Source organism: Candidatus Enterococcus leclercqii, assembly GCF_009933135.1.
GTDB lineage: Bacteria > Bacillota > Bacilli > Lactobacillales > Enterococcaceae > Enterococcus_C > Enterococcus_C leclercqii.
In genome coordinates, this window is record NZ_MAEH01000013.1 from 1 (window position 1) to 23,472 (window position 23,472).

The 23,472-nt window shown below is 42.4% G+C and carries 21 protein-coding genes, 1 tRNA gene and 1 other RNA gene; 11 read left to right on the forward strand and 12 right to left on the reverse strand.

The features are described from left to right. The 3 genes from BAU14_RS06315 to BAU14_RS06325 all read right to left on the reverse strand — a co-directional run. On the reverse strand, nt 1-1,068 hold a 1,068-nt coding region (locus tag BAU14_RS06315; RefSeq protein WP_161899251.1), incomplete at its 3' end, for an ISL3 family transposase. A 206-nt stretch (nt 1,069-1,274) separates the two neighbouring features. Beyond that, nucleotides 1,275-1,640: a transfer-messenger RNA gene (ssrA, locus tag BAU14_RS06320) on the reverse strand. 101 nt (nt 1,641-1,741) lie between these two features. Continuing rightward, nucleotides 1,742-2,512, reverse strand: a complete 771-nt coding sequence (locus BAU14_RS06325; RefSeq protein WP_161899252.1) for a Cof-type HAD-IIB family hydrolase — start codon at nt 2,510-2,512, stop codon at nt 1,742-1,744. Nucleotides 2,513-2,721: 209 nt separating this feature from the next. Between BAU14_RS06325 and BAU14_RS06330 the strand changes: the two genes are divergently transcribed. Both BAU14_RS06330 and BAU14_RS06335 read left to right on the forward strand, forming a co-directional pair. Further along, a complete protein-coding gene (locus tag BAU14_RS06330) occupies nt 2,722-3,438 on the forward strand; it encodes a response regulator transcription factor (protein ID WP_161899253.1) in 717 nt (238 codons plus the stop codon). Beyond that, nucleotides 3,438-4,955, forward strand: coding sequence for a sensor histidine kinase (locus BAU14_RS06335; RefSeq protein WP_161899254.1), 1,518 nt, complete (start codon nt 3,438-3,440; stop codon nt 4,953-4,955). The genes BAU14_RS06330 and BAU14_RS06335 overlap by 1 nt, the downstream gene beginning before the upstream one ends. A 268-nt stretch (nt 4,956-5,223) precedes the next feature. Here BAU14_RS06335 and BAU14_RS06340 read toward each other — a convergent pair whose 3' ends face one another. The 3 genes from BAU14_RS06340 to BAU14_RS06350 form a co-directional block, all read right to left on the reverse strand. Beyond that, complete coding sequence (locus BAU14_RS06340; protein WP_161899255.1) at nt 5,224-5,709, reverse strand: hypothetical protein; 486 nt, start codon at nt 5,707-5,709, stop codon at nt 5,224-5,226. Continuing rightward, on the reverse strand, nt 5,706-6,449 hold the full coding sequence (locus BAU14_RS06345) for a hypothetical protein (protein ID WP_161899256.1): 744 nt from the start codon (nt 6,447-6,449) through the stop codon (nt 5,706-5,708). The genes BAU14_RS06340 and BAU14_RS06345 overlap by 4 nt, the downstream gene beginning before the upstream one ends. 271 nt (nt 6,450-6,720) lie before the next feature. Then, complete coding sequence (locus tag BAU14_RS06350) at nt 6,721-8,847, reverse strand: LTA synthase family protein (protein ID WP_161899281.1); 2,127 nt, start codon at nt 8,845-8,847, stop codon at nt 6,721-6,723. Nucleotides 8,848-9,130: 283 nt separating this feature from the next. On the opposite strand from BAU14_RS06350, the gene BAU14_RS06355 reads away from it, so the two are divergent. The 3 genes from BAU14_RS06355 to ybaK are packed head-to-tail and all read left to right on the forward strand — an operon-like array spanning nt 9,131 to nt 11,615. After that, nucleotides 9,131-10,300: a class I SAM-dependent rRNA methyltransferase gene (locus BAU14_RS06355; RefSeq protein ID WP_161899257.1), complete on the forward strand. Its 1,170-nt coding sequence runs from the start codon at nt 9,131-9,133 to the stop codon at nt 10,298-10,300. Nucleotides 10,301-10,342: 42 nt separating this feature from the next. Next, entirely contained in the window at nt 10,343-11,128 is a 786-nt protein-coding gene (gene aroD / locus BAU14_RS06360) for a type I 3-dehydroquinate dehydratase (RefSeq protein ID WP_161899258.1), read from the forward strand. Continuing rightward, nucleotides 11,121-11,615 carry a Cys-tRNA(Pro) deacylase gene (gene ybaK, locus BAU14_RS06365; protein WP_161899259.1) on the forward strand — a complete coding sequence of 165 codons (495 nt, stop codon included), beginning with the start codon at nt 11,121-11,123 and terminating at the stop codon, nt 11,613-11,615. Before aroD ends, ybaK begins: the two co-directional genes overlap by 8 nt. A 237-nt stretch (nt 11,616-11,852) precedes the next feature. Here ybaK and BAU14_RS06370 read toward each other — a convergent pair whose 3' ends face one another. Beyond that, nucleotides 11,853-13,118 carry an NAD(P)/FAD-dependent oxidoreductase gene (locus tag BAU14_RS06370; protein WP_161899260.1) on the reverse strand — a complete coding sequence of 422 codons (1,266 nt, stop codon included), beginning with the start codon at nt 13,116-13,118 and terminating at the stop codon, nt 11,853-11,855. Nucleotides 13,119-13,273: 155 nt separating this feature from the next. Between BAU14_RS06370 and gdhA the strand changes: the two genes are divergently transcribed. Both gdhA and BAU14_RS06380 read left to right on the forward strand, forming a co-directional pair. Beyond that, nucleotides 13,274-14,617 carry an NADP-specific glutamate dehydrogenase gene (gene gdhA, locus BAU14_RS06375; RefSeq protein ID WP_161899261.1) on the forward strand — a complete coding sequence of 448 codons (1,344 nt, stop codon included), beginning with the start codon at nt 13,274-13,276 and terminating at the stop codon, nt 14,615-14,617. A 210-nt stretch (nt 14,618-14,827) separates the two neighbouring features. Beyond that, on the forward strand, nt 14,828-16,171 hold the full coding sequence (locus BAU14_RS06380; RefSeq protein ID WP_161899262.1) for a glucose-6-phosphate isomerase: 1,344 nt from the start codon (nt 14,828-14,830) through the stop codon (nt 16,169-16,171). A gap of 498 nt (nt 16,172-16,669) precedes the next feature. On the opposite strand, the gene BAU14_RS06385 is transcribed toward BAU14_RS06380, so the two are convergent. Both BAU14_RS06385 and BAU14_RS14225 read right to left on the reverse strand, forming a co-directional pair. Further along, nucleotides 16,670-16,939, reverse strand: a complete 270-nt coding sequence (locus BAU14_RS06385) for a hypothetical protein (protein WP_161899263.1) — start codon at nt 16,937-16,939, stop codon at nt 16,670-16,672. A gap of 339 nt (nt 16,940-17,278) precedes the next feature. Next, entirely contained in the window at nt 17,279-17,422 is a 144-nt protein-coding gene (locus tag BAU14_RS14225; RefSeq protein WP_202622176.1) for a hypothetical protein, read from the reverse strand. Between the two features lie 458 nt (nt 17,423-17,880). Between BAU14_RS14225 and BAU14_RS06390 the strand changes: the two genes are divergently transcribed. Beyond that, nucleotides 17,881-18,099 (forward strand): hypothetical protein, encoded by a 219-nt coding sequence (locus BAU14_RS06390; RefSeq protein ID WP_161899264.1) that lies wholly within the window; start codon nt 17,881-17,883, stop codon nt 18,097-18,099. A 116-nt stretch (nt 18,100-18,215) separates the two neighbouring features. Here BAU14_RS06390 and BAU14_RS06395 read toward each other — a convergent pair whose 3' ends face one another. From BAU14_RS06395 to BAU14_RS06405, 3 genes are all read right to left on the reverse strand, one after another. Then, nucleotides 18,216-20,018, reverse strand: a complete 1,803-nt coding sequence (locus BAU14_RS06395; protein ID WP_161899265.1) for a glycerophosphoryl diester phosphodiesterase membrane domain-containing protein — start codon at nt 20,016-20,018, stop codon at nt 18,216-18,218. A gap of 359 nt (nt 20,019-20,377) precedes the next feature. After that, nucleotides 20,378-20,465 (reverse strand) — tRNA-Ser (locus BAU14_RS06400). 84 nt (nt 20,466-20,549) lie between these two features. Beyond that, nucleotides 20,550-21,122: a TetR/AcrR family transcriptional regulator gene (locus tag BAU14_RS06405; protein WP_161899266.1), complete on the reverse strand. Its 573-nt coding sequence runs from the start codon at nt 21,120-21,122 to the stop codon at nt 20,550-20,552. A 346-nt stretch (nt 21,123-21,468) separates the two neighbouring features. Between BAU14_RS06405 and BAU14_RS06410 the strand changes: the two genes are divergently transcribed. From BAU14_RS06410 to BAU14_RS06420, 3 genes are all read left to right on the forward strand, one after another. After that, nucleotides 21,469-22,209 carry a threonine/serine exporter family protein gene (locus tag BAU14_RS06410; protein WP_420022079.1) on the forward strand — a complete coding sequence of 247 codons (741 nt, stop codon included), beginning with the start codon at nt 21,469-21,471 and terminating at the stop codon, nt 22,207-22,209. Beyond that, a complete protein-coding gene (locus BAU14_RS06415) occupies nt 22,206-22,664 on the forward strand; it encodes a threonine/serine exporter family protein (RefSeq protein ID WP_161899268.1) in 459 nt (152 codons plus the stop codon). The genes BAU14_RS06410 and BAU14_RS06415 overlap by 4 nt, the downstream gene beginning before the upstream one ends. Before the next feature lie 176 nt (nt 22,665-22,840). After that, nucleotides 22,841-23,440, forward strand: coding sequence for a TVP38/TMEM64 family protein (locus tag BAU14_RS06420; protein WP_161899282.1), 600 nt, complete (start codon nt 22,841-22,843; stop codon nt 23,438-23,440). The last annotated feature ends 32 nt before the right edge of the window (nt 23,441-23,472 follow it).

The window sequence follows — 23,472 nt, forward strand, 5'->3', positions numbered from 1 at the left end:
TAAGCGCTGATCAAGTTCTTCAATAAGTTCAAAGAAAAGCGTTGCGTTTTTTCTGCGGTAATGACAAAGAAGCAGCTGACACGTCTCATATGCTAATTTCAAGGTTTCATCATAAGATAAGAGCTCATCAATAATGGCTTTTTCTGTCATCGGACGCTTGAAAGAGCGCTCATAGTGGTAGTTAGCGCTATTCACGTTGAAGTCATTTTTCAAAAGAAGCTTCCAATATCGTTTTAAGCGTCGATAGTTCACCTTGTCAGTCCCTTTAAACTGTTTCATCGTCTTTATCCGTAATTGATTGAAGGTACGATTAATCTGTTGGACGATATGAAAACGATCCGTTACGATTTGAGCATTTGGAAAGACATGCTTAATCAGTTGGGCATAAGGTGCATTCATGTCCATGACTAGATACTTGACCTTACATCGTATATGATGTGGATAGCGTAAAAAATGAGCCTTCAAATAGGTAAGCCGACGGCTTTCCAAGATACTGATAAGCCGTTTAGTATGACCATCCATGCAGATGAAGCTCATTGCATTACTACAAGAGTTCATTGAGCGAAACTCATCAATGCAAAGAACTGACGGTAAATAGTTAAAATTGGTCCTGAAGCTTTGCACGCAGTCTCGCATAATACGCATAACTGTCGTGTCAGAGACAAAATATTCTTGAGCAATCTCCTTCCGGCTAATATTCTTTTTCAGATCTAAGGTGATCTTGAGTTGTAATTCGGTTGAAATATGGCATTTTTCTCTAACAAGTGCTGTTTGAGCGTTGAAGGTCGCTCCGCAGTCTTTACATAAAAAGCGTGACCGTTTCAGTTCTAATAAAGTCTTCTTTCCCCTGAAGGGGACTAATTGGGTTTTTGTCTGGTGCGTCCCGTTTTTGATGATTTGCCCCTCATTCTTAACGCCACATTTTGTACAGGCCAAAGGTGTATAGGATAGTTGCCCTTTAATGACCAGAATAGGAAGATCATTTTCCTGACGCTCTTCCAGCCAATTTGTATCAAAAAATAGGTTTTCATCTGTTAAACCAGTCAAAATTCTTGTAGAATAGTCCATGGAGATATCCCTTTCTTGGTGAGTGTGTTTTAGTCGACTTCATTCTATCAATTTGGGTATCTCTTTTTCTATACTTCGCATACAAAAAAAGTGTTGGAAGAAAATCGGAGATTTTCCACCAACACTAAATATTGTAGAACCAAAAAAGCGCCAAAACCCTTTATCTAAAAGGATTTTAACGCTTAGTCAAAAGTGGTAAAAACTACCAATGGAGCTGGCGGGAGTCGAACCCGCGTCCAAACATCTCGCTACCCAAAAGTCTACGCTCATAGTCAGTTCTACTTTAAGTTTTCGCGAGATCAACCGCCGAATGACAGGCTGCTGATTTTGCTAGTCTGATGATCTCTTCTGAAGCTTACAGACGGAAAGTTTCAGCGTATCCCACTAAATTTGAGACCCTGACCCGAGCACATGGGCGATGCCGGGAGGATCACGCTAAACTGTTATTAGGCAGCTAAAGCGTAAGTGTTTTCGTTTTTAGCAGTTATATTTAACTGTAACGTTTTAACGCAGACGTAACCTGCGAAGCGCAATTCAGGCTCGACAATGCCTGTCGAATCCGTAACAGCCCCCTTTTATAAAAGGGAGGTTCCGTGGTATTAGTGTACCACAACTGGGCTTTTTTGAAAAGGATCGCAAGCGATGTCTTAAAATTCCAAGCGAGGGCATTTCATCAAATCAATTGGAAGTGCTCTAAGGCATAGAGAATTCCGCCCTCAGTATTTTTTTTCGTTACAAAATCCGCCATTTGTTTTAACTCTTCACCGGCATTACCCATGGCGATTTTGTGGTCACAAGCCCCCAGTAAAGCAACGTCGTTGGGTCCATCACCGAAACCGTATGTCGGCAAATTTGTCAGGCCGGTTTTTTCCTGAAGAATCTTGACAGCAGCACCTTTGGAAATCCCCTTTTTGACGGTATCCATGGAGTAAGGAGTATTGCGATAAAAATCGAAGGCAGGAAAGTTTTCTTCATAGAAATCTCGATGCTCGCGACCAAGAACCAGCAGCATATTCACGGGTTTATTTTGGAAGCCTTGCGGATCAATGGGCGGGATTTTGGAATGAATAAAGGTATACGCACCGATCAAATCTTCCGAATGTCCGGTACACCAAATGGCACCTTCGTTATAGTAGGCCAACTGGTCTCCGTGATCCAGTACGGCGTGATACATTTTCTCAATTTGTGCTTTAGGGATAAGATCTGAATAGACTTCTTGTCCATCAACACGGATATAAGCACCGTTCATTACGATGTTGGAATCGATATGGGCGGCTTTGCGAATGTCCAGGATTTCAATCTCGGTTCGGCCAGTAGCGATGACCGGCAAGACCCCGTTGGCTTTCAAGCGGAGCATTCCGTCTGCGACCTCTGGTGTGATTTGGGAATTTTGATCCAGCAGGGTACCGTCCAGATCGAAAAAGGCAATGGCTTTGTAATTCAATGAAGACACCTCAAATTGTTTTGATTGGGTCCATCTGAATCGATGCACCGTGAACATCATATCAGAAAATAGAATAAAGAGGAAAGCTTATGGGAAGGTTTTATGAAGATAATGGAGAAAACGGGGCTTTTCGAGTATACTGAAGGTGATTCTTTCTGCATTAAATAAGTGCAAAAAGAGAATAAGACTTGGGGATAGGACGTGAGACGATGAATATTTTAATGATTGAAGACAATGAATCTGTATCTGAAATGATGCAAATGTTTTTTTTGAACGAAGGCTGGGATGCCACATTTAAATATGACGGCAAGGAAGGGCTAGATGCCTTCTTGGCAGAACCGGATAAGTGGGACATGATTACGTTGGATCTGAACTTGCCGGGGATGGACGGAATGAGTGTGGCGCGTGAGATTCGCAAAATTTCTGACACAGTTCCCATCATCATGTTGACTGCCAGAGACTCTGAAAGTGATCAAGTGATTGGCTTGGAGATGGGGGCAGATGACTATGTGACCAAGCCTTTTAGTCCATTGACGCTAATTGCCCGGATCAAGGCGCTTCATCGTCGCAGCGAGTTGGTTGAAAAAACGCCACAAGAAGACGAGGATACGAGTTCCTTTGATGTGAAGACTGCCCATTTTAAAATGAATACGAAAACAAGAGAGGCTTACTTGGACGATAAATTGATTCCAGGGCTGACACCTAAAGAATTCGATCTCTTGTTCACATTAGCTAAAAAGCCGCGCCAAGTCTTTTCCCGTGAGCAATTATTGGAATTGGTTTGGGATTACCAATACTTTGGTGATGAACGAACGGTGGATGCTCACATCAAAAAGCTGCGGCAAAAGATTGAAAAAGTAGGCCCGCAGGTGATTCAGACGGTCTGGGGCGTAGGGTATAAATTTGACGATTCCGGGGTGGCGTGATGCGCTACCTCTATCAACAACTGATGGCCTTTTTCGTGGTAATCGCCGTGGTTCTCTTGATTGCCGGGATATCCTTTACCCAGATGACACGGCGGACAATCGAGGAAAATAATTATGATCAGTTGACCAGTTATGCCAATATTGCAGTGGATCTGGCGCAGATTTCAGCCAATGAACAAGGGGTGGTAGCAAATCCTGAGCAAGCGCTGCGGGTTTCGCTTTTAGGGACCGAGCGCTTCTTGAAATATCAGGATATCAAACTTGTTTATATCAATGATCACCAGGAAGTCGTTTACCCGGTGGCAGATGAGGAAAGCAGCAAGCGAGTGAATTTCAGCATCAGTTCCAAGCAGTGGGCGGCGTTGAAGGAAGGTCAGGCATTGCGTTTTACTTCTGGTCGCAATATTTTCAGTGATTCGGAAACAACGGCCTACGTCATGTTGCCGCTGAAATTGAATGATCGTTTTGGGGCGTTGGTTTTGACGCAACCGGCGACTAACTTGGAAGAAAGTGCCAAGTCGTTGAATATGAACTTGTTCAAAGGCTTTATTATTTCAAGTATCGTCGCTTTAATTATCAGTTTCTTTTATGCCAGCATCCAAGTACGGCGCATCAACCGGATGAAAAAAGCGACTCGCGAGGTTGCCAGCGGGAATTTCGATGTGCGAATCCCCGTGAACCACCGAGATGAGTTTGACGAGTTGGCCGAAGATTTCAACAAGATGACCGTTTCCCTCCAAGAGTCTAATGAAGAGATTCAACGACAAGAAGAGCGCCGCAAGCAGTTTATGGCGGATGCTTCTCATGAGATGCGCACCCCTCTCACCACCATCAACGGCCTGTTGGAAGGATTGCAGTACAATGCGATTCCAGAGAGCCAAAAAGAAAATGCGCTGCGGCTGATGAAAAATGAAACCGAACGTTTGATTCGTCTAGTAAATGAAAACCTAGACTATGAAAAGATCCGTACCAATCAAATCTCGATTGTAGTGAAAAAATTCGACGCTACCGAGACATTGCGCAATCTTTTGATCCAGTTAGAGGGCAAAGCAGAAGCTGCTGGGGACCAACTCGTTCTCACCGCAGAGGAGCCGGTTACAGTATTTGCTGACTATGACCGCTTTGTGCAGATCATGGTGAACATCATCCAAAATGCGATTCAATTTACTAATGATGGCACGATTACGGTTGCCGTTACCAAAGGCTATTTGGAAACCATCATCGAAATCACTGATACCGGTATTGGTATGACCGAAGAACAGTTGAACAATATTTGGGAACGCTACTATAAAGCAGATCCTTCTCGTAAAAATCGTAAGTTTGGCGAATCTGGACTAGGCTTGCCGATTGTGCAGCAGCTTGTGCGGTTGCACAAAGGAAAGATTGATGTGGAAAGTGAAGTTGATCATGGGACTACTTTCAGAATCACATTCCCAGATGTCGAAATGGCTGATGACGGGCGTATCATTGATCCGACGCCAAAGGGAACCGAGGATGAATCGCTCACAGAAGAATAACTAAAAAAACAGCTTGGCACCAGTGGTAACTGTCTGATGCCAAGCTATTTTTGATTAGAGAAGTTCTGACAATGATAATGGTCTAGCATTTGAGCGAGCATCCGTGCTACAGACTTATCTGCTTAATCAGCGATAGTTACGCTCTTTAAATAGCTATTTTGATGTCTCTATATAAACAAAAAAACGCAGACAGTCGGCCTCATTGGCAGTCGATTGCCTGTTTTTTTGTAGGTAAATGATTTTTTCAGGTGCTTTTCTGCAGAATCATTTAATTATTCATTTGGGAAACCGCTTTGGCAAAGGAGGCGTCACTGGTGACAAAAAGAATCTCCAACTCTAATTGCCGTTTTAATAGAATCGCCAGGTACAAGAGTTCTTGATTTTCTTTGATAGTCAGCTGCAAGGTAACATCATCAAAGACCAAGGTCTTTGGTTGTCGCAGGAGTTGCTGTAATGTCTGCAACCGGATTTTTTCAAAGGCGGTGAGCTCTGATAGCGGGTGTTGTAAAATTTCTTCGTTGAGATCCAAAAGTTTCAAATAGTCGTTTAGACGGCGGGGGTCACGTTTGGAGCGAGTCAGGCCTAAAAAGAGATTTTCTTTTAAACTCAAGTAAGGAATGGTGTCCCAAGCACTATAGACCACCGCGAGACTAGGAACAGTCTGCTTATCCCCACAGATTTCAGTGAGGGTTTCCCTGGGAGAGAGGGTGTACAAAGCATGGATAGCTGCTTGTGAAAGACGTTCGGCAATCATTTAAATGACCTCCTTTTTGTTACGATAAACATCGCAAGTGGCAATGCGGTAATAAAGATACCTAGCATAATACCGGCTGTCGCCAAAATAGCCTGTAAAGTTACCACAAACCAGCGATTGTTATCAAGTGGCAATGACTGAATCAACAGTAAACCGTTAGAGGGCAATTGGACAGCAATCGGGTAGTCAGCGCCTGCTTTATCGACTGAGGCAGTCGTCATAGATGAAGCGGTTGTGTATTTTTCCAAAAGTTGCGACTGGACGTTTTGAACGAGGGTCTCAATAGTTGCTTGAAAAATTACCAATAGCATAAATAACACCAAAAGTGCCAACGTTGCAGGGATTAAAAATTCTAATAGAAACTGCGCTGCTAACCGAAACTTACTAACGCCTAATCGTTTGTAGGTGCTGAGTTCTGAACGACGTTTTCCGCAATAATGACAGCCTAAGATAAACACAAGAACTCCAAAAAGACCACAGCAGATTAGTAAGGAGAAATCATAGAAGGGCACTAGATTGCGCATGTCTGACAGTAAACTTTGCAACCATTTCTGGTCGACTTGCGGCATAGTGTCTTGTTTGAAAATCAGCTGTAGGTTCTCGCTGGACTGTTGAATACCTGAGCGCAGGGTATTCATGAAAAGAATCGGGGGTAAAAAAATCGCCAATAATAGTAGATAGCGATGCAAGAAATGGCGATGATATTTTAAACTGGCCCACGCACGGCTCATGATTGTCATGGTTGCTCACCTCACTTTTTGACGGGAAAAGGGTTGATACGCTGCGTTATTCGAACATGAAGAGGAGCTGCAAAGATTGTGAAGTAGAATTAGCTCGCTGGTCAGAAAAAACGTCGAGAAAAATTATGTATACTGTCTTTGAGAAAATTCCTATCATAGAAAGTATAGAATAGCTTTTTGAACAAAGTATGAATAAGCTGGGGGAAAAAGCCGAAAAAAGACCCCGTAAAAGCTTAAGCCTTTACGAGGTCTTTCAAAAGCGGAACGAGATTTACTTTTCAGAAGTAGAACTTTCAGCAGTTTTTCCGGTCGTTGTTTCGCCGTGCAATTCTTTATAGGTTTGTGTCTGATAGAGGTCCTCGGTACTTTGACCATCATGCTTAGACAAAACGCTCGTGGAGTCTTTGCCAGCTTCTTGGGCCGCTTGCTGCAATTGTTCTAAACCAGTCTTATAGTTGAACTCACTGTAATCAATTTCCTTCAACCCACTCTTGGTGTAAAAGCGGAAGAGGTCGCCGTTATTAATCTGATCGGAAGCAGACAACTGTTTGTTGACTTTTTCCTTCAGTGCGTCGACTTCTTTGGTTTGCTCCGCTGTTGGTGAGATGATCTCCTCACCGGTTGCTGTGTTGTACAAACTACCCTTATGATAAACATACTTTTGAGAAACGAAATCGCCGTTACGGAAAGCCACCAGTTGTTCATGTTTCGGTGACAATAAATCTTGTCCTAGTTGAATATAATTCGTTGTATCCACACCCAACAGGTGCAACAGTGTAGGCAATGCGTCCACTTGGCCGCCGTAGGTATGATTGATACCACCGTCGTGTTGACCCGGAATATGAATCATATAAGGAACTTTCTGCATTTGCGCATTGTCATAGCTGTTCCATTCATCGGCAGATTTACCTACCAGTTCAGCCAATGACTTGTTGCGGCTTTCTGAAATCCCGAAGTGGTCACCATACAAAACGATGACGGAGTTGTCATAGAGACCGCTAGCTTTCAAATAGTTGAAGAATTCTTCGACTGCTGTATCTAGATAGTTAGCTGTTGCAAAGTAGCCATTGATTGTTTCGTCATCAGTTTGTGCCATTGGGAAGCCGGACTCGTCATTTGTAAACTGTGAATACGGGAAATGGTTAGAGACTGCAATGAATTTCGTGTAAAAGGGTTGCTGCAACTGTTCCAGATATTTGACCGACTGCTGGAAGAAAGGCTTGTCATGCAGTCCGTATTGGAAGGAGTTGTCCTCGTTCACATCATAGTATTCTTTGCTGAAGAAATAATCATAACCCCAATGTTTGTAAGTTTCGTTACGATTCCAGAAGGTACCATCGTTTCCGTGGAAGACCGCTGAAGTATACCCTTGGGTTTGTTTTAAAATATCTGGTGCGGATTGGAAAGTATTCTTGCCACCCAGCTGTGTCATGAGTGCACCTTGATTAAGACCAAACAGCGAATTATCCATCAAGGTTTCTGCATCACTAGTCTTACCACCTTTCACTTGATGATAGAAATTGTCAAAAGAGAAGGTTTGATTGTCATGATAAAGGCTGTTAATAAAAGGCATGACTTCATGTTCCACACCGTTTTCATCTTTGAGTTTGTAATCAATCAGAAATTGTTGTGTGCTTTCCAAGTGAATATAAATCACGTTTTTTCCTTTAGCAATCCCGAAAAGATCGTCATTAGGGGCAGCGTAGTGGTCTTTTACGTAATCAGCGACGTCATCCATATCTGTTGCGGACGCTTCTGCCCGCACTTGACTGGCTTGATAAGTTTGAACCCCGTCATACGCAGTAAAGGCGTTGATTCCCAAGTATTTTACCAAGTAATCACGGGAAAAGGTTCGAGTCAATAATTCGGGGCGATCAACTTCGGCCATAAAGAGATTGCCAGAAAAAATCATAATCGACAACGTGGTGACAGCCAATGCCATCCGGGCACGAACTGGTCGCTGATCCATTTTGATCTTTTTACGAGCCAATAGCGCTACTAAAGCGATAATATCCACCCAATAAAGTACGTCATAAGGTCGAAACAGACGCATGGCTGTTTCACCGAGGCCACTGGAAACTTTACCGGCACCTAGCATCGTGTTGATAGTAATAAAGTCGGTAAACTCGCGATAGTAGACGATGTTTGAAAACAGCAACAGTGTCATCACGGAATAAATCACCAACATTGTAATGTAGGAAGCTTTTGGTCGCTTTACATACAAGGCAATCGACAGTAAAAACAGCGTCGTTGCAATAGGGTTAATGAAGAGGATGAAATACTGCCGCATGCTTTCAATCCCTAAGTTGAACTCAGTTAAGTAAGCTGCAATGTTTTTAATCCATAATAAGACAGCTAAGAGAGCAAAAAAGCCCATTCGTGTATTGATTAATTTCATATTTTTTAGTTTATTCACTGGCGTATCCTTCCTTTGCTTCGAATCAGTAGATGTTTTGAAAAGGATTTTCATAAATTTCATCATCTTACATTTTACTAGTCCCAAAATACAGTGTCAATTGAAAGCGGAGCCTTTGTGCATTATTTAGCAATTCTTTAATTTCGGTAGGGCGAGGACAAAAACTGTTATTTTTGATATACTCAAAAGGAGAATTGCAGTCGAAAAACAGTGGTTTAAACAGCAATTAGACTTCTATTTCGACAGAAAAATGGAGATAAATCGAATGAAAATCAGAGTCAAAAAAGCTGCAGAAAAAAAATTGCGCAGCGGTTACCCCTTAGTTCAAAGAGAAGACTTGGAAGAAGTACCAGTATCCAAAGAATGGCTGACTTTTATCGACAGTCGAGGTGAGTATCTGGCTAGTGGGTATTTAGGAGAACAAAATAAAGGCATCGGTTGGTTGCTCGACTGGCAAAAACGTCCAATCAATCAGAACTTTTTCGTTGAAACCTTTGCGCGGGCAAAAGCACACCGTCAATCCTACTATAATGATTCGGCTACGACGGCTTTTCGGCTTTTCAATGGTGAAGGAGACGGTATTGGCGGCGTGACCGTTGATCTGTATGGGGAGTATGCTGTATTTTCCTGGTACAATGAAACACTATTTGCCAAAAAGGAGGTCGTAGTAGCTGCCTTTCGCGCTGTTTTTCCGGAAGTCAAAGGTGCTTACGAAAAAATCCGCTTTTCTGCAGAGGGACTACCGGAAAGTCGTCTGCTCTATGGAGAATCGGCGCCGGAACCACTGCTTGTTCAAGAAAATTTTGTCAATTATGCGGTCTATTTGAATGAAGGGCTGATGACAGGGATTTTTCTCGATCAAAAAGAAGTACGAGGACGTTTAGCAGAAGGTTTAGCTGCGGGTAAGCGGGTCTTGAATATGTTCAGTTATACCGGTGCTTTTTCCGTTGCTGCGGCAATGGGTGGCGCCTTAGAGACCACCAGTGTTGATCTGGCAAAACGCAGCTTGCCCAAAACGCGGGAACAATTCGAGGTCAATGGTCTAAAGCCAGCGGACCAAAAGATCCACGTTATGGATGTTTTCAGCTATTTTGCTTATGCTCGTAAAAAGGAATTGACCTTTGATATGATCATTTTGGATCCGCCGAGTTTTGCTCGTAACAAAAAACAAGTCTTCAGTGTTCAAAAAAATTATGGCGAGCTGGTGGCGGATAGCTTGTCCATCATGAGTAAGCGGGGCGTGCTGATTGCTTCGACGAATGCCGCGAATCTTTCAGTGGAAAAGTTCAAAAAGAGTATTGAAGAGCAATTCAAAGAAGCTGGCGTGCAATGGCAGTTGCTAGAGGCCTATCGATTACCGGAAGATTTTTGTGTCTTACCGGCATTTTCAGAGGGCAACTATTTGAAGGTTTTTATCTATGAAATAGAAAAATAAGCGGCTGAGGGGTCTTAAGCTCTTTGCAGTGGGAGGGAAATTATGGAGTTTCAGATGAAAAATACAGTATTTGGCAGTGGGCGTCCCAAAATTTGTGTGCCTTTGACTGGAGGCAGTACCGATAGTGTTGTGCATCAAGCAGGAATGGCAGCTGATAGCCAATGTGAAGTAGTCGAATGGCGGGTCGATCTTTTTAATCAGGTAGCAGATACAGAAGTCGTAGTAGAAACACTCTCTCATCTCAAGACGATTTTGCGGGATAAGCTGCTATTAGTGACATTTCGGACAGAAAAAGAAGGCGGCAAGCCACAAGAATTTTCGCTAAAGCAATATCGGGAACTCTATACCAAAATTGCTGAAACCGGGTTGGTAGATCTTTTAGATATCGAATTGGAAGTGGCGGAATATCTTGGACGCAGTTTCATCCAACAGTTTAAGGAGCAAAAAATTGGCGTGATCTTGAGCCACCACAATTTTTCCAAGACACCAGCTGACGGTGAATTGGTACTTAAAATCAGCATCATGAAACAGTTTGACGCAGATATGGGAAAACTGGCAGTTATGCCGAATTCTTTGAAAGACGTTTTGCGTCTGATGAATGTTTCGGCTAAACTAAAAGGCTTGGTAGAACTGCCGTTGATTCTAATTTCGATGGGGGATTTAGGCAAAACCAGCCGAGTCAGCGGGGAATTAATTGAATCAGTCATGACTTTTGGGTCTTTGGCTGAGGCTTCCGCACCTGGACAGATTCCAGTGAACAAATTGGTCGAAATTTTGGATTTAATGCAGATTGATACAACGATGAAAGAACGTGACAAGGATGTCTAAGAAAAAGCTCGCGAAAACCAATGCGATTCGCTTGGTAGAACAAAAGAAAATTTCCTATCAGGAATACACTTATGAATGGACCGAAGATCATCTAGGGGTCGAAAACGTTGCAGATGAACTACAAAAAGATCAAAGTGAACTGTTCAAAACGTTAGTGGCTGTTGGCAACAAGACAGGGCCAGTTGTTGCTGTAATTCCTGGGAATCAAGAATTGGACTTAAAAAAGATTGCCAAAGCCAGTGGCAATAAAAAAGTGGAAATGCTCCACTTGCGGGATTTAGAAGATACAACGGGCTACATTCGAGGCGGCTGTTCACCAGTGGGGATGAAGAAGTTATTGCCAACTTTTATTGATAGCAGTGCTGCATCCAAAAAAGCAATTATTGTCTCAGCCGGACGCCGCGGATTACAGATGGAGTTATCCCCACAAGATTTAGTTCAGTTAGTGAAGGGAAAGTTTGTCGAGTTAACTCAAAAGGAAGAATAAAATGAGAGGATGACAAGCACCTGGTCACCCGTGATCAAAGAAAATAGTACCGAACGCTAGACGTCAGGCACAATAAAAAGCCAAGTCACCTCCATAGAATTAGTGGGAGTGACTTGGCTTTTTACTGTTAAAAATTTCAGTTGGGGCTTGTTCTGCAGACCTAGACTCAGAAGTTAACGAAACTGTTTTCCTGCCTACACTTTCTTGACTCTATTAAGGAAAAGGTCTTATCAAAAGTTACCAAAAGCCTGCCAGTTGGGCTGCATGTTGGCCGGCAACATGGCCGGTGCACAAAGCTGAAGTGATATTAAAACCCCCGGTATACCCGTTGACATCCAAAACTTCACCAGCAAAAAAAAGTCCAGGACAAAGCTTAGACTCCAGCGTTTTAGGATTGACTTCTTTGAGATTAACGCCACCCGCAGTTACGAAAGCTTTCTCCAGGCCAATCGTCCGGTTGACGTGGATAGGAAAACCTTTGATCAAAGCGACCAACTGCTGCAATTGATCGTCGTTTAATTGCTGGGGGAAAAGGTCGGCCAGTTGTAGTCTATCTAAGAAAAACTGTAACAGCCTTTCTGGTAACAAACCACTCAATGCGTTTTTGACCGTCTTTTTTGAATCTAATTGCTTTTTCATCTGGTTGGTCAATTGTGGTTCTGTCATATCAGGACAACTGTCCAATACCAATAAGACGGACTTGTCTGGTTGTTCTCGCAGTTGTTTGTTGACAAAATAAGCACACCGCAGCGCCGCTGGACCGGACAATCCAAAATGTGTGAATAAAAGATCCATCTGCTGGGTGATGACCGGTTTACCTTTTTTTCCGATGACCGATAATGCGACATCTTGCAGCGACAGACCTTGTAATGTCCCGTGTTTAATAAAGTCTTCTTCAGAAACGAGAGGAGCTTCAGTGGCAAAAAGCGGGGTCACCGTGTGTCCCAAAGTTTTTGCAAACTTGAAACCGTCACCGGTCGAGCCTGTCCCGGGATAAGTTATGCCACCGGTCGTCACAATCACAGCAGAAGCGGCAAAATCGCCTTGATCTGTTCGAACCCCTGCGATTTCTCCCTCGTTGCCAGTGATCAATTTGGTAACTGATGTTTTTAAGAGTAGCGTAACACCGGAGTCTTCGAGGGCATCTGTCAGTCCTTGGACAATAGTTTTTGAACGATCACTAACGGGAAACATACGCCCGTGATCTTCCTCTTTTAAAGGAATATTCCGCTCTGCAAAAAAGGCCATGATGTCCTGGTTGTTCCATTGAGAGAATGTCGAATGCAAAAAACGGCCGTTACCAGGAATATGCGTGATTAAGTCGGCAACCGGACGATTATTGGTGACATTGCAACGTCCACCTCCTGTCATCAAAAGTTTTTTCCCGGGTTTCTTGTTTTTTTCTAACAACAAGACGCGGGCCCCTTGTTCTCCGGCACTGATTGCACTCATTAAACCGGCAGGACCGGCGCCGACCACGATCACATCGTAATTTTTTTTCATTGTTCTACTCCTGTTCTTAATGTCTCTCAGTGTTTTTTTAAATTTAAAAGACGAAAAATTCTGGCAATTCCTCCACAGATCGTTTTGAATCTGCTAAAATAAGAAAGTAACTCGGGACTTAAAAGGAAATCAAAACGGGTATTGGAGGACGATTTATGACAGCACAAGACTATGTAAAACAGATCGGCCACGAGCTTCACGAGAAGGATGCGAACCAAGCAGAATTTTTACAAGCTGTGGATGAGTTTTTATCCACTGTGACGCCTTATCTGGAAAACCATCCGGAAATCGAAAAAAATAACCTGCTCTCCGTGATCACTGAACCAGAACGCTTCATCCAATTTCGTGTACCGTGGCAAGATGATGAAGGAAATTGGCGGGTGAATCGCGGATACCGCATTCAGTTTAACTCTGCATTAGGTCCGTATAAAGGTGGCTTGCGTTTCCACCCTAGTGTGAATCTGTCCATTTTGAAATTCTTAGCCTTTGAGCAGATCTTCAAAAATGCCCTCACCGGCTTGCCAATTGGTGGCGGAAAAGGGGGATCGGATTTTGATCCTAAAGGAAAATCCGATGGAGAGATCATGCGCTTTTGTCAAAGCTTCATGACCGAATTATCAAAACATATTGGACCAAATTTAGACGTACCCGCTGGTGATATCGGCGTGGGTGGTCGGGAAATCGGTTATCTTTACGGCCAATACAAACGGCTGCGGGAATATGATGCAGGTGTACTCACCGGCAAACCGCTAGAATTTTGGGGCAGCTTGGGCCGTACAGAAGCCACCGGTTATGGTTGTGTCTATTTCGTCAATCACCTGTTAGCATACAACAACGACAGCTTCAAAGGCAAACAAGTAATCGTCTCTGGTTCGGGAAATGTGGCCATCTATGGGATTGAAAAATTACAGCAATTAGGTGCCAATGCAATTTCTTGCTCAGATTCCAACGGCTGCATTATTGATCCGGAAGGGATTGATCTCGACTTGCTCAAAGAGATCAAAGAAGTCAAAAGAGAACGCTTGACTGCCTATAAAGAAGCAAAACCTTCAGCAACGTATGTGGAAGGCTCGTTGTGGGATCAAGATATCAAAGCAGACGTGGCCCTACCTTGCGCCACTCAAAACGAAATCAACGGGGCCCAAGCGAAACGACTGGTGGCAAATGGTGTGAAGGTGGTTGCGGAAGGTGCCAATATGCCGTCTACACTTGAAGCGGCCGAATATTTTATTGCAAATGGTGTCCACTATTGTCCAGGTAAAGCAGCGAATGCTGGGGGCGTTGCCGTATCAGCATTAGAAATGAGTCAAAATTCACAGCGACTGACTTGGACCAAAGAAGAGGTAGACGAGCGCTTGAATGCTATCATGAAGGATATTTATGAAACCTGCCGGGTTACTGCTAAAGAAAATGGCGCAGAAAACAACTATATGTTAGGCGCCAATATTGCCGGCTTTGCACGGGTTGCCAAAGCGATGCTCGCACAAGGCCTTGTCTAGTATAAAAAAACAAGTACTACAAAATGATTACAAATAGGCCAATGATCCTCCGCAACTTGTCTGAACTTGAAAGACAGGCTTGGGGAGGATCAGTTTTTACCAATACAGGTACCTATTTCACAACAGTTGATGCTTGAAAAAAAACCATGAAAAACGTAAAGTAGAAGATGGAAAGAAATGCTAAAGTTTCTATCAATAGGAGGAAAGAAAATGGCACACATTAAGTTTGACTATTCCAAAGTGGCACCGTTTGTTAATGAACCTGAGCTTGGCTATATGCAAAGTCAAGTAACAGCGGCCCACGATTTGCTGCGCAACGGCACAGGCGCCGGCAGTGATTACATCGGTTGGGTAGACCTACCGACTAATTATGATAAAGAAGAATTTGCCCGTATCAAAGAAGCGGCAGCAAAAATTCAATCCGATTCAGAAATCCTGGTAGTTATCGGTATCGGGGGCTCTTATTTGGGAGCACGTGCAGCCATTGATTTTTTGAATCACACTTTCTACAACTACATGAACCGAGATGAAAATAAAACGCAAATCTTCTTTGCCGGCAACTCAATTTCTTCTACTTATCTTGCAGACTTGATTGAAGTTATTGGCGATCGTGATTTCTCAGTAAACGTAATCTCTAAATCCGGAACAACCACAGAACCGGCGATTGCATTCCGTGTTTTCAAAGAAATGCTGATCAATAAATACGGTGTAGAAGAAGCCAACAAACGTATTTATGCAACTACGGATAAAGCTAAAGGTGCGGTCAAAGTCGAAGCAGATGCTGCCGGCTGGGAAACCTTTGTAATTCCTGATGATGTCGGTGGCCGTTATTCTGTACTGACAGCAGTTGGCCTTTTGCCAATTGCCGCTTCTGGTGCTGATATCGACGCATTGATGCAAGGAGCAGCTGATGCCTCAAAAGAATACTCCTCCGATAAATTGGAAGAAAATGAAGCTTATCAATATGCGGCAATGCGCAACATCTTGTACCGCAAAGGCAAAGTGACAGAACTGTTGATCAACTATGAACCAGGGATGCAGTATTTCTCTGAATGGTGGAAACAACTCTTCGGCGAGTCAGAAGGAAAAGACCAAAAAGGCATCTATCCTTCCAGTGCCAACTTCTCAACTGACTTGCATTCTCTTGGTCAATACATCCAAGAAGGCCGCCGTAACATTTTTGAAACGGTAGTGAAGGTAGAAAAACCTCGCAAAAACGTCACCATTCCAGTACAAGATACTGATCTGGATGGATTGGGCTACTTGCAAGGCAAAGAGGTCGATTTCGTCAACACTAAAGCCTATCAAGGCGTATTGTTGGCCCATACAGATGGAGACGTACCAAACTTGTTGGTGACAATCCCAGAAATGGACGCATACACTTTGGGTTATGTGATGTACTTCTTTGAAATTGCTTGCGGAATCTCTGGTTACTTAAACGGTGTCAATCCGTTTGACCAACCAGGTGTGGAAGCCTACAAAAAAAATATGTTTGCTCTTTTAGGTAAACCAGGTTTTGAAGAACTGTCAAAAGAATTGAACGAACGTCTGTAAGACATTAGCAGAGACACCGCTGATTTGGAAACTATGATCAGCGGTGTTTTTGTATGCAGTAATTAGCGGAAGTTTACGAAGAGAAAAACTTTAGAAGCGACGATGCTTTTCGAGAATTCTTTGCGATAAAACGAAGAGATAGTTTGAAGCTTACTCGTAGGATAGCAAATAAAGAACAGAATGTGACATGAGTAACTTCCAAATGCTAAACAGCGGATGTTTGACCACAATTAATAAAAAGTATACGGATAAGAAAAAATTGTGACCACCTTGATGTCTTAGTCCGAAGAGAGAGCATGACCATACGTGTCAAGAGAAGTGAATGATGCTGACTTGGCTTGATGAAATCAAGGAAAGTCTGTGTTTGAAATTTTTAGCAATGAAAAACCGACGATCTTCCAATGATTTTAATGGAAGATCGTCGGTTTTTGGGGTCTTACGTTGGTATTGTTCGGTTCACAGGACGGTGTCTCAACTATTGTCACAGCCCCAATGTCATTATTCCGGAGTCCCAATAACTTTGATATAGTCATCCACATTGACGATGGTCATATGTTTGACTAACAATTGGTCTCGCTTGTTCCGACGACCGGAAACGTGGATTGTATATTTGTCGTTAGGTAGACGGAATATATAAGAAGATAAGAAGCGGTCCCGAATCACACAGTCGATGGCGGTCTGATCATTTTTCAGACGCATAAGCGACAACATGATAGGCTTTTCTTGGAGCAATGCGGTTTTTACTAGAACGCCTTCGAATTCTTCCATGATTTCACACCTCTCATGGTTTTTACGGCAATGCCGTGACTCTATTATACAAGACGTGTCAAATTACTGCCATGTTCGAGATCTTTTTAGACAGTAAGCAAAGACCACTTCGTTAATAAAATTGAATTGGTCTCCGGTTAGAATACTTAATGCCAACCAGTAAGTATAGTTTATGTAAGTAGTACAGCTCTTTGTAGTTCAACTGAAAAAACAAGGTGGATAAGCGCTGGATAGCTCTTGAGAGTATGTAAAAGGTCGTCAATCAGTTTGGCAACTAATTGACGACCTTAATAAAATATCGCGTCTACGATCTTCACTTACTTTTAGGCTCCTTTTTGATTAAGCGCGCAAGTTACGTACAGCTTCTTCGATAGTGATACCATAAGCTACCCGTGTTTCATCATGGGCGTCAATCGCCATGAAACGGTTACTATCGGTATCAAAGACCACACGATAGGTCAATTCTGTTCCAGTATAAGTCATGAAATACACCTTCTTTCTTAGTTAATTTGCCAGTTTATTCACCAACAATTTTAATATATCACAGTGCATTAAAAAAAACAAAGAACACGTAACGTAAAATGAAAAGGAACAATAAAATCTTAACAATATTTTGTTAGGAAAGGGGTAACAATGCTTTCATTTCGCCAAAAAAACAATACAAGAAACAAACGGACTGTGTAAAACTGAAATATGTTTCTTTGACAAGGGAAATTTCTTATCTTTGAAGCTAATTTAAATAACGTGTTTTAGTTTCTTCATAAAACTGTAAAATTATTCAATCATAAGAGTACTAAGCCAAAATCTAATAAATTAACCTCGGATTTCCTATAAACATCAATACAATCACAAAAAAAATTAAAAAAAGTTGTGAAAAGCGTTTTCAGATTGACGTTTTTCTGTTATTATATGGACAAATAAAAAAACGAGGAGGGAATCCTATGGAACAAATTGAAATTGGGCGATCTTACATATGCAAACCGATCGGATTGGAAAACGAGGTTGTGGGAACTGTAGAACATACATATACCAACACAGTCGTGATCACCATTGAAGATTGTCAGCGAAGTGATCGAGCAAAGGTGATTGAGTATCAACACCGGATGTTAGTAAGATATGAAGATATCCAACAACAAGTGGGTATCGCATTGGTGGGTTGAGTAATCACCTGACTACTAAAGGATGAATCGCAGTAAAATCAAAAAGACTCAGCAGACCCGGGAAAAACAGGAATCCGGATCTGTTGAGTCTTTTTTATGCGGGAAATCGGGCTCTATTAGCCGATTCCGATAACAAAATTCAGTAGTTTATCAGAGTATGTGGTGTTTTCTTTATGCTCTTGGATGGCTGTGTCGAGATTTCTCATAGAGTCAGTAATAATACCGTCAACACCGTAAAACATCATGCGGCTGATGTCGTCTTCATCGTTAGGGGTCCAGACGAAGACCTTTTTGCCATCACTTTCTGCAGACTGGATGAAATTACGATTGATAGTACTGTATTCCATCGTCAAAAAATCAGCGTCAGTAACCGGTGGGCCAACGAGATTAAAGGGTAAAATGTAACCAACTTGAAGATTAGGGGCTTGTTTCTTCAAGGTTTCCACTATTGAAAAAGACAGACTTTGAACCAGACTGCCGCTTGCTTCCAAACGGTCTTGATACTGCGTGAGGAAGTGTTGACAGATGTCGGCGACTTCCTTTTTTTGAGTTTTAATCTCGACAATCAGTTTTTGGCCTAGCTTTTCAGCAGTCGCCAAGTAGTCGTCAAAGCTGGCGAGAGGGGCAGTCATTTTGTTTTCCTTAACAGTGAGAGCTGTAGCCTCAGCGAATGTCAGTTTTTCAGGAACCAGACGCTGGCCAGTGAGATTTTTAAGGTTGAAATCATGGATAACCACAAACTTGTGATCAGTAGTCATCTGAATATCCATCTCGATGTAATCTGGATGATACGTATCATGTGTTTTTTGCAAAGCAACAATACTATTTTGAACCCCATTATTGTCAGAGACCCCACGATGGGAAGCGGTAAGCGGGATCTTTTGGCTACTGTCTGTCAAATAGTCCATATTGTAAATACTGACCCCGATGCCGAAAAACAGTGCGACGATTGCCAGGAGCGTGTGTTTGATTCGAGCATGACTTTCGGCGTGGATGGGTTCGCGATAAAACCAAGTAGGTACCTCAGGTAAAAAGCCCTCATCGTTCATGAAATCAACAATAATGGCAAAAATCCCTACTGTTGAAAGCACTATATTTAGTAGGAAGAAAAATTGCAGAATCGTCATGGCAAATACCGCGGTATTCAAGGATTGTTCTGGCAAAAAGGTTTCTACCAAGGTCTGAAGGCCAATGACGATGCCAAAGCCCAGCGCTGTAATCGCTAGAACGCTGGCACCAATGAAGAGAAAACGGCCTACAATGGCAAAGAATTGGCGGCGAGTTACTTCCCAGCTTTCTTTCACCGCTTTTTTAAAGGCGCGGTCACGTAAAATCATCTCAGGCAATGCAAAAATTAGACGAATACCCAAGTAGAGCATCAGCAAATAGAACACGATAAAACCAGTGATGATCAAAAGTCGATTGGTGAAGATGAAGTCCATAATAAAAGCCGGTATTTTCACGCGACTCAAAAGGTCAGAGTTAAAGTTTAACCCTCCAAAAGGGAGTACCAGTAAAAAGTAAAAGATAAAGAATAAAACGACGGAAGGTCTGACTTTTCGCAGTTGGATAAGAGTCATTCGCAACAACTGCCTCAGGGATACGGGTTCTTTTTTTTCGATAAAGTAGACACTCAGTAAGAGAAATGTAAACTCGAAAAAGACGGCCAAAAGGATAAAAAGCAATGTTGCCACCAGCAGCACAGCAACCACGGGATGATCTATCAAAATTTCGCCAAGGTTATCATAGGAGAGGTAGGGAATATCCCCGCGGGCTAAAATAAACTTGGTGGATCCTGTTAAAAGCGGCAGTAGCACAAATAGCATAAATCCGTGCATCAACAAGACATCACGAAAATAAGCCTGGGTATTTCCCAAAAAATCAAGGGTATTGAAAAGTGTCTTTTTAAAATAATTCATAGTTATCACCTGCTTTTAGTTTACGGTATTTTGGATACAAGGGATACTGAGAAGCCCTGATAGCCAGAGGGTCTTGCGAGAAAGCAAAGGTTTTTTACCTCTTTGGCAAATTTTCTTAGATCCCTATCGGCTTCAGCCCTTGCTACTAGGGACTTAACTATATAAGAAGCCTATTTTCTAAGAAAGTGACAGCTGCTGGGTATGCTTAAGACAGGCAGCCCCAAACTTTATTTCAAGAAGCGGTCTTTGGTTAGAAATGAGTACCTTGCCTGTAAGTTCTTTCTGATTCTAGTGTCAAAGTCAAAAAATGGTGCAAAAAAAAACGCCTTTGACCCGCAGTCAAAAACGTCAAGTGTTAAAGGAGAGTACAGGATTTGAACCTGCGCGCCGGTTTTAGCCGGGTCGGCGGATTTCGAGTCCGCTGCATTACCACTCTGCCAACTCTCCAAAGTACATTTCCTATTCTCTCAAAAAAAAGTAATTTGTCAAGGGAAAAAGCCGGCATATTCAAGAGCTGCCGGCTTTTACATTTTAAGATTCGAAAACTTTTTCGGGTTCTTTGACATTCAGGATACCGTTGATTGCCCGCTGGATAAGTTCAACGATTTCTGCTTGTGAAGGCTGAATAATTCCAGAAGACATCAAAGAGGCAATACCGGTTACGGTGATCCAAGTGCCATCGTGGAGTGCTTTCAGATACTCATCGCTAAGATCAGCATATTTTGCATCTTTTTGTACGATGCTTTTAAAGAAATCAAACGAAACTTTATGCATCATTTGTCCGCCGCCGTATTCATCGACGTACAAAGCGACATATAAATTGCGATTTTCGCGAGCAAAATTGATATAATTAATCCCAAGATCGACGATTGCATCATCTGTATGGCGAATCGGAAAAACATTTTCTTGTAGGTCTTTCATGACAGACTCTACTAAAGTGTTTTTCAGGTCCTGCATATTTTTGAATTCTAAGTAGATGGGTTGGGTGGAGATCCCCATTTTCTTGGCAATATTACGAGCTGTGAATTTACTGAACCCTTCTTTTGATATCACATCATAGGCAGCTTTTAAGATTTGGTCTTTTGTATAAACTTTCCGACGCATAACGATACTCCCTTCATTATTATAACGACATCTATATCTGAGTTTATTATATATGGAAATGTTCTTTTTGGGAAATAATACACTCGTTTCGTTATGTTTAAAGACGTATTTACGTGTATAAAAATAACTGAGGTATTATTATTGTGTGGTTAGCAGTCGGGGTTTTAGCTATAAAAAAATCGTAACTTAGATAAATTATATTTGATTTTTTGAGTAAATAAGTTATTTCTTCGATAACGAAATGAAAGCTGGTGCAGTTATTGATTGTCTGAGATAATAACTGAGAAATTTAGAATGAATCACATTATTTAGGAAATGAGGGGACGCTTTGAGCCTTCGAAAAGAGATGATCTTGAAGACCTGTGCGCTAGCCGGAAAAATCATGATGGAAAACGGTTCTGAGGTCTATCGAGTGGAAGATACTATGATTCGGATTGCCAAAAATGCCGGGGAAATGGATTGTGTCAGCTATGTAACTGCCACTGGTATTTTTATGGGGTTTCGCAATGGACCCTATTGTCAGTTAGAAGAAGTCCATGAGCGAGCCATTAATTTAGAAAAAGTCGTCGCAGTCAATCAGCTTTCGCGAAAATTTGCTCAAGGAGAGTTGACGTTAGAAGAACTTTATCACGATTTGAAACAAGCACAAAAATACACCCCGAGTTTTCACTTTTGGACGCAGGTAGTGGCAGCCGGTATCGTCAGCTGTACCCTGATGTATGCCTTTGGAGGTAGTTGGCGAGATTTTCCGGCAACCTTTATAATTGGTTGTTTGGGACTGATGACGGCGATTGGTATCAAAAAATGGCTGCAAATGAGTTTTTTGGACATGTTTGCGGCCGCTGTGGTCATCGGAGTCAGTGCTGTTTTCTGTGTTGAACTCGGCATAGCAGAAAATGTCGACAATTTAATTATTGGCGCAGTTATGCCGTTAGTCCCGGGGGTAGCCATTACGAATTCCTTTCGAGATATCATGGCCGGTGATTTGATCAGTGGATCCGCACGGGGAATTGAAGCCGTCTTTACTGCGGCAGCCATTGGTATTGGGATTGCTTTTGTCTTGACGATTTTTGGAGGTGTCCTGTGAAAGAGTGGGTAATTCAAGGAAGCTTTGGTATTTTGAGCACAATTGCATTCGGTATTTTGACGAATATTCCCAGAAAAGCGTTGATTAGCACCGGTGTGACTGGCGGGGCTGGCTGGTTAGTGTACTGGGGTCTGCGGCAATGGGGCTGGGGCCTAGGAGCTGCAAATTTTGCCGCTGCTTTTTTGATTGGAATCATGAGTATTTGGTTTTCTCGTCATAAAAAAATGCCCATGATTATCTTTAATATTCCTAGTCTGGTTCCTTTAGTACCAGGTGGTCCAGCGTATAAAGCAGTTCGGGAGCTGGTGTTAGGAGATAATCAGGTAGCAATGGAAAATGCTGTGATTGTCCTAGTGACAGCCGGTGCTATCGCCGGTGCGTTTATGATTACCGGAGTAGTTGAAACATTGATGCAAAAATGGTTGTTGCGGGTCAAGCAGCGGCGAACCAGTTGATAGGAGTTGCTTGCTTAGAAGAATTTCCGACTTTGGTCTGATGAGGAAATGGAAAATTTCTTCTATACTGAAGGTGCATTTGAGAATCTTACAAAAATGTTTGTTAAATAAAAGGTAAAAATATCGAAAAGACTGACGGTTTCTTCTATAATGAGGATGAAAAGGAGATGAGTTCCATGAGTGTTGCTGCATCAAGAAAGCTGATCAATACGATCTCAATCATCGGTTTAGCAGTTTCTGTTGTTCTGACGATTTATTTTATCAACCTGGGTGTTTTTAAAGATATGAATGCGTTGCGAGGATTGGTGGGTGACAATATCATTTTGGGACCTGTCATTTTCATCCTTTTGCAAATCTTGCAGGTGGTGATTCCGATTATACCTGGTGGGATTTCAAGTGCGGCTGGTGTTTTGATTTTCGGCCCCATGATGGGCTTTGTCTACAATTATGTAGGAATTTGCGTTGGATCGCTTATTATTTTCTTGTTAGGCCGGCGCTACGGAAAACCTTTCATTTTGAGTATGGTATCTGATAAAACTTACAATCGCTATTCCGGTTGGTTGGAAAACCAGAGCCGGTTCGACAAACTTTTTGCACTGGCGATCTTTTTGCCGGTTGCCCCAGATGATGCACTTTGCCTGATGGCTGGTTTGACCAACATTTCTGTTAAAAAGTACACGGCGATCATTCTATTGGCAAAACCGTTGTCTATTTTTCTCTATAGCATGGCATTGATTTATGGTGGCGGGTTCTTGTCTGGATTATTAGGTGGCTAAAAACTGACTGTAAACGAGTTAAACCGAGGCAA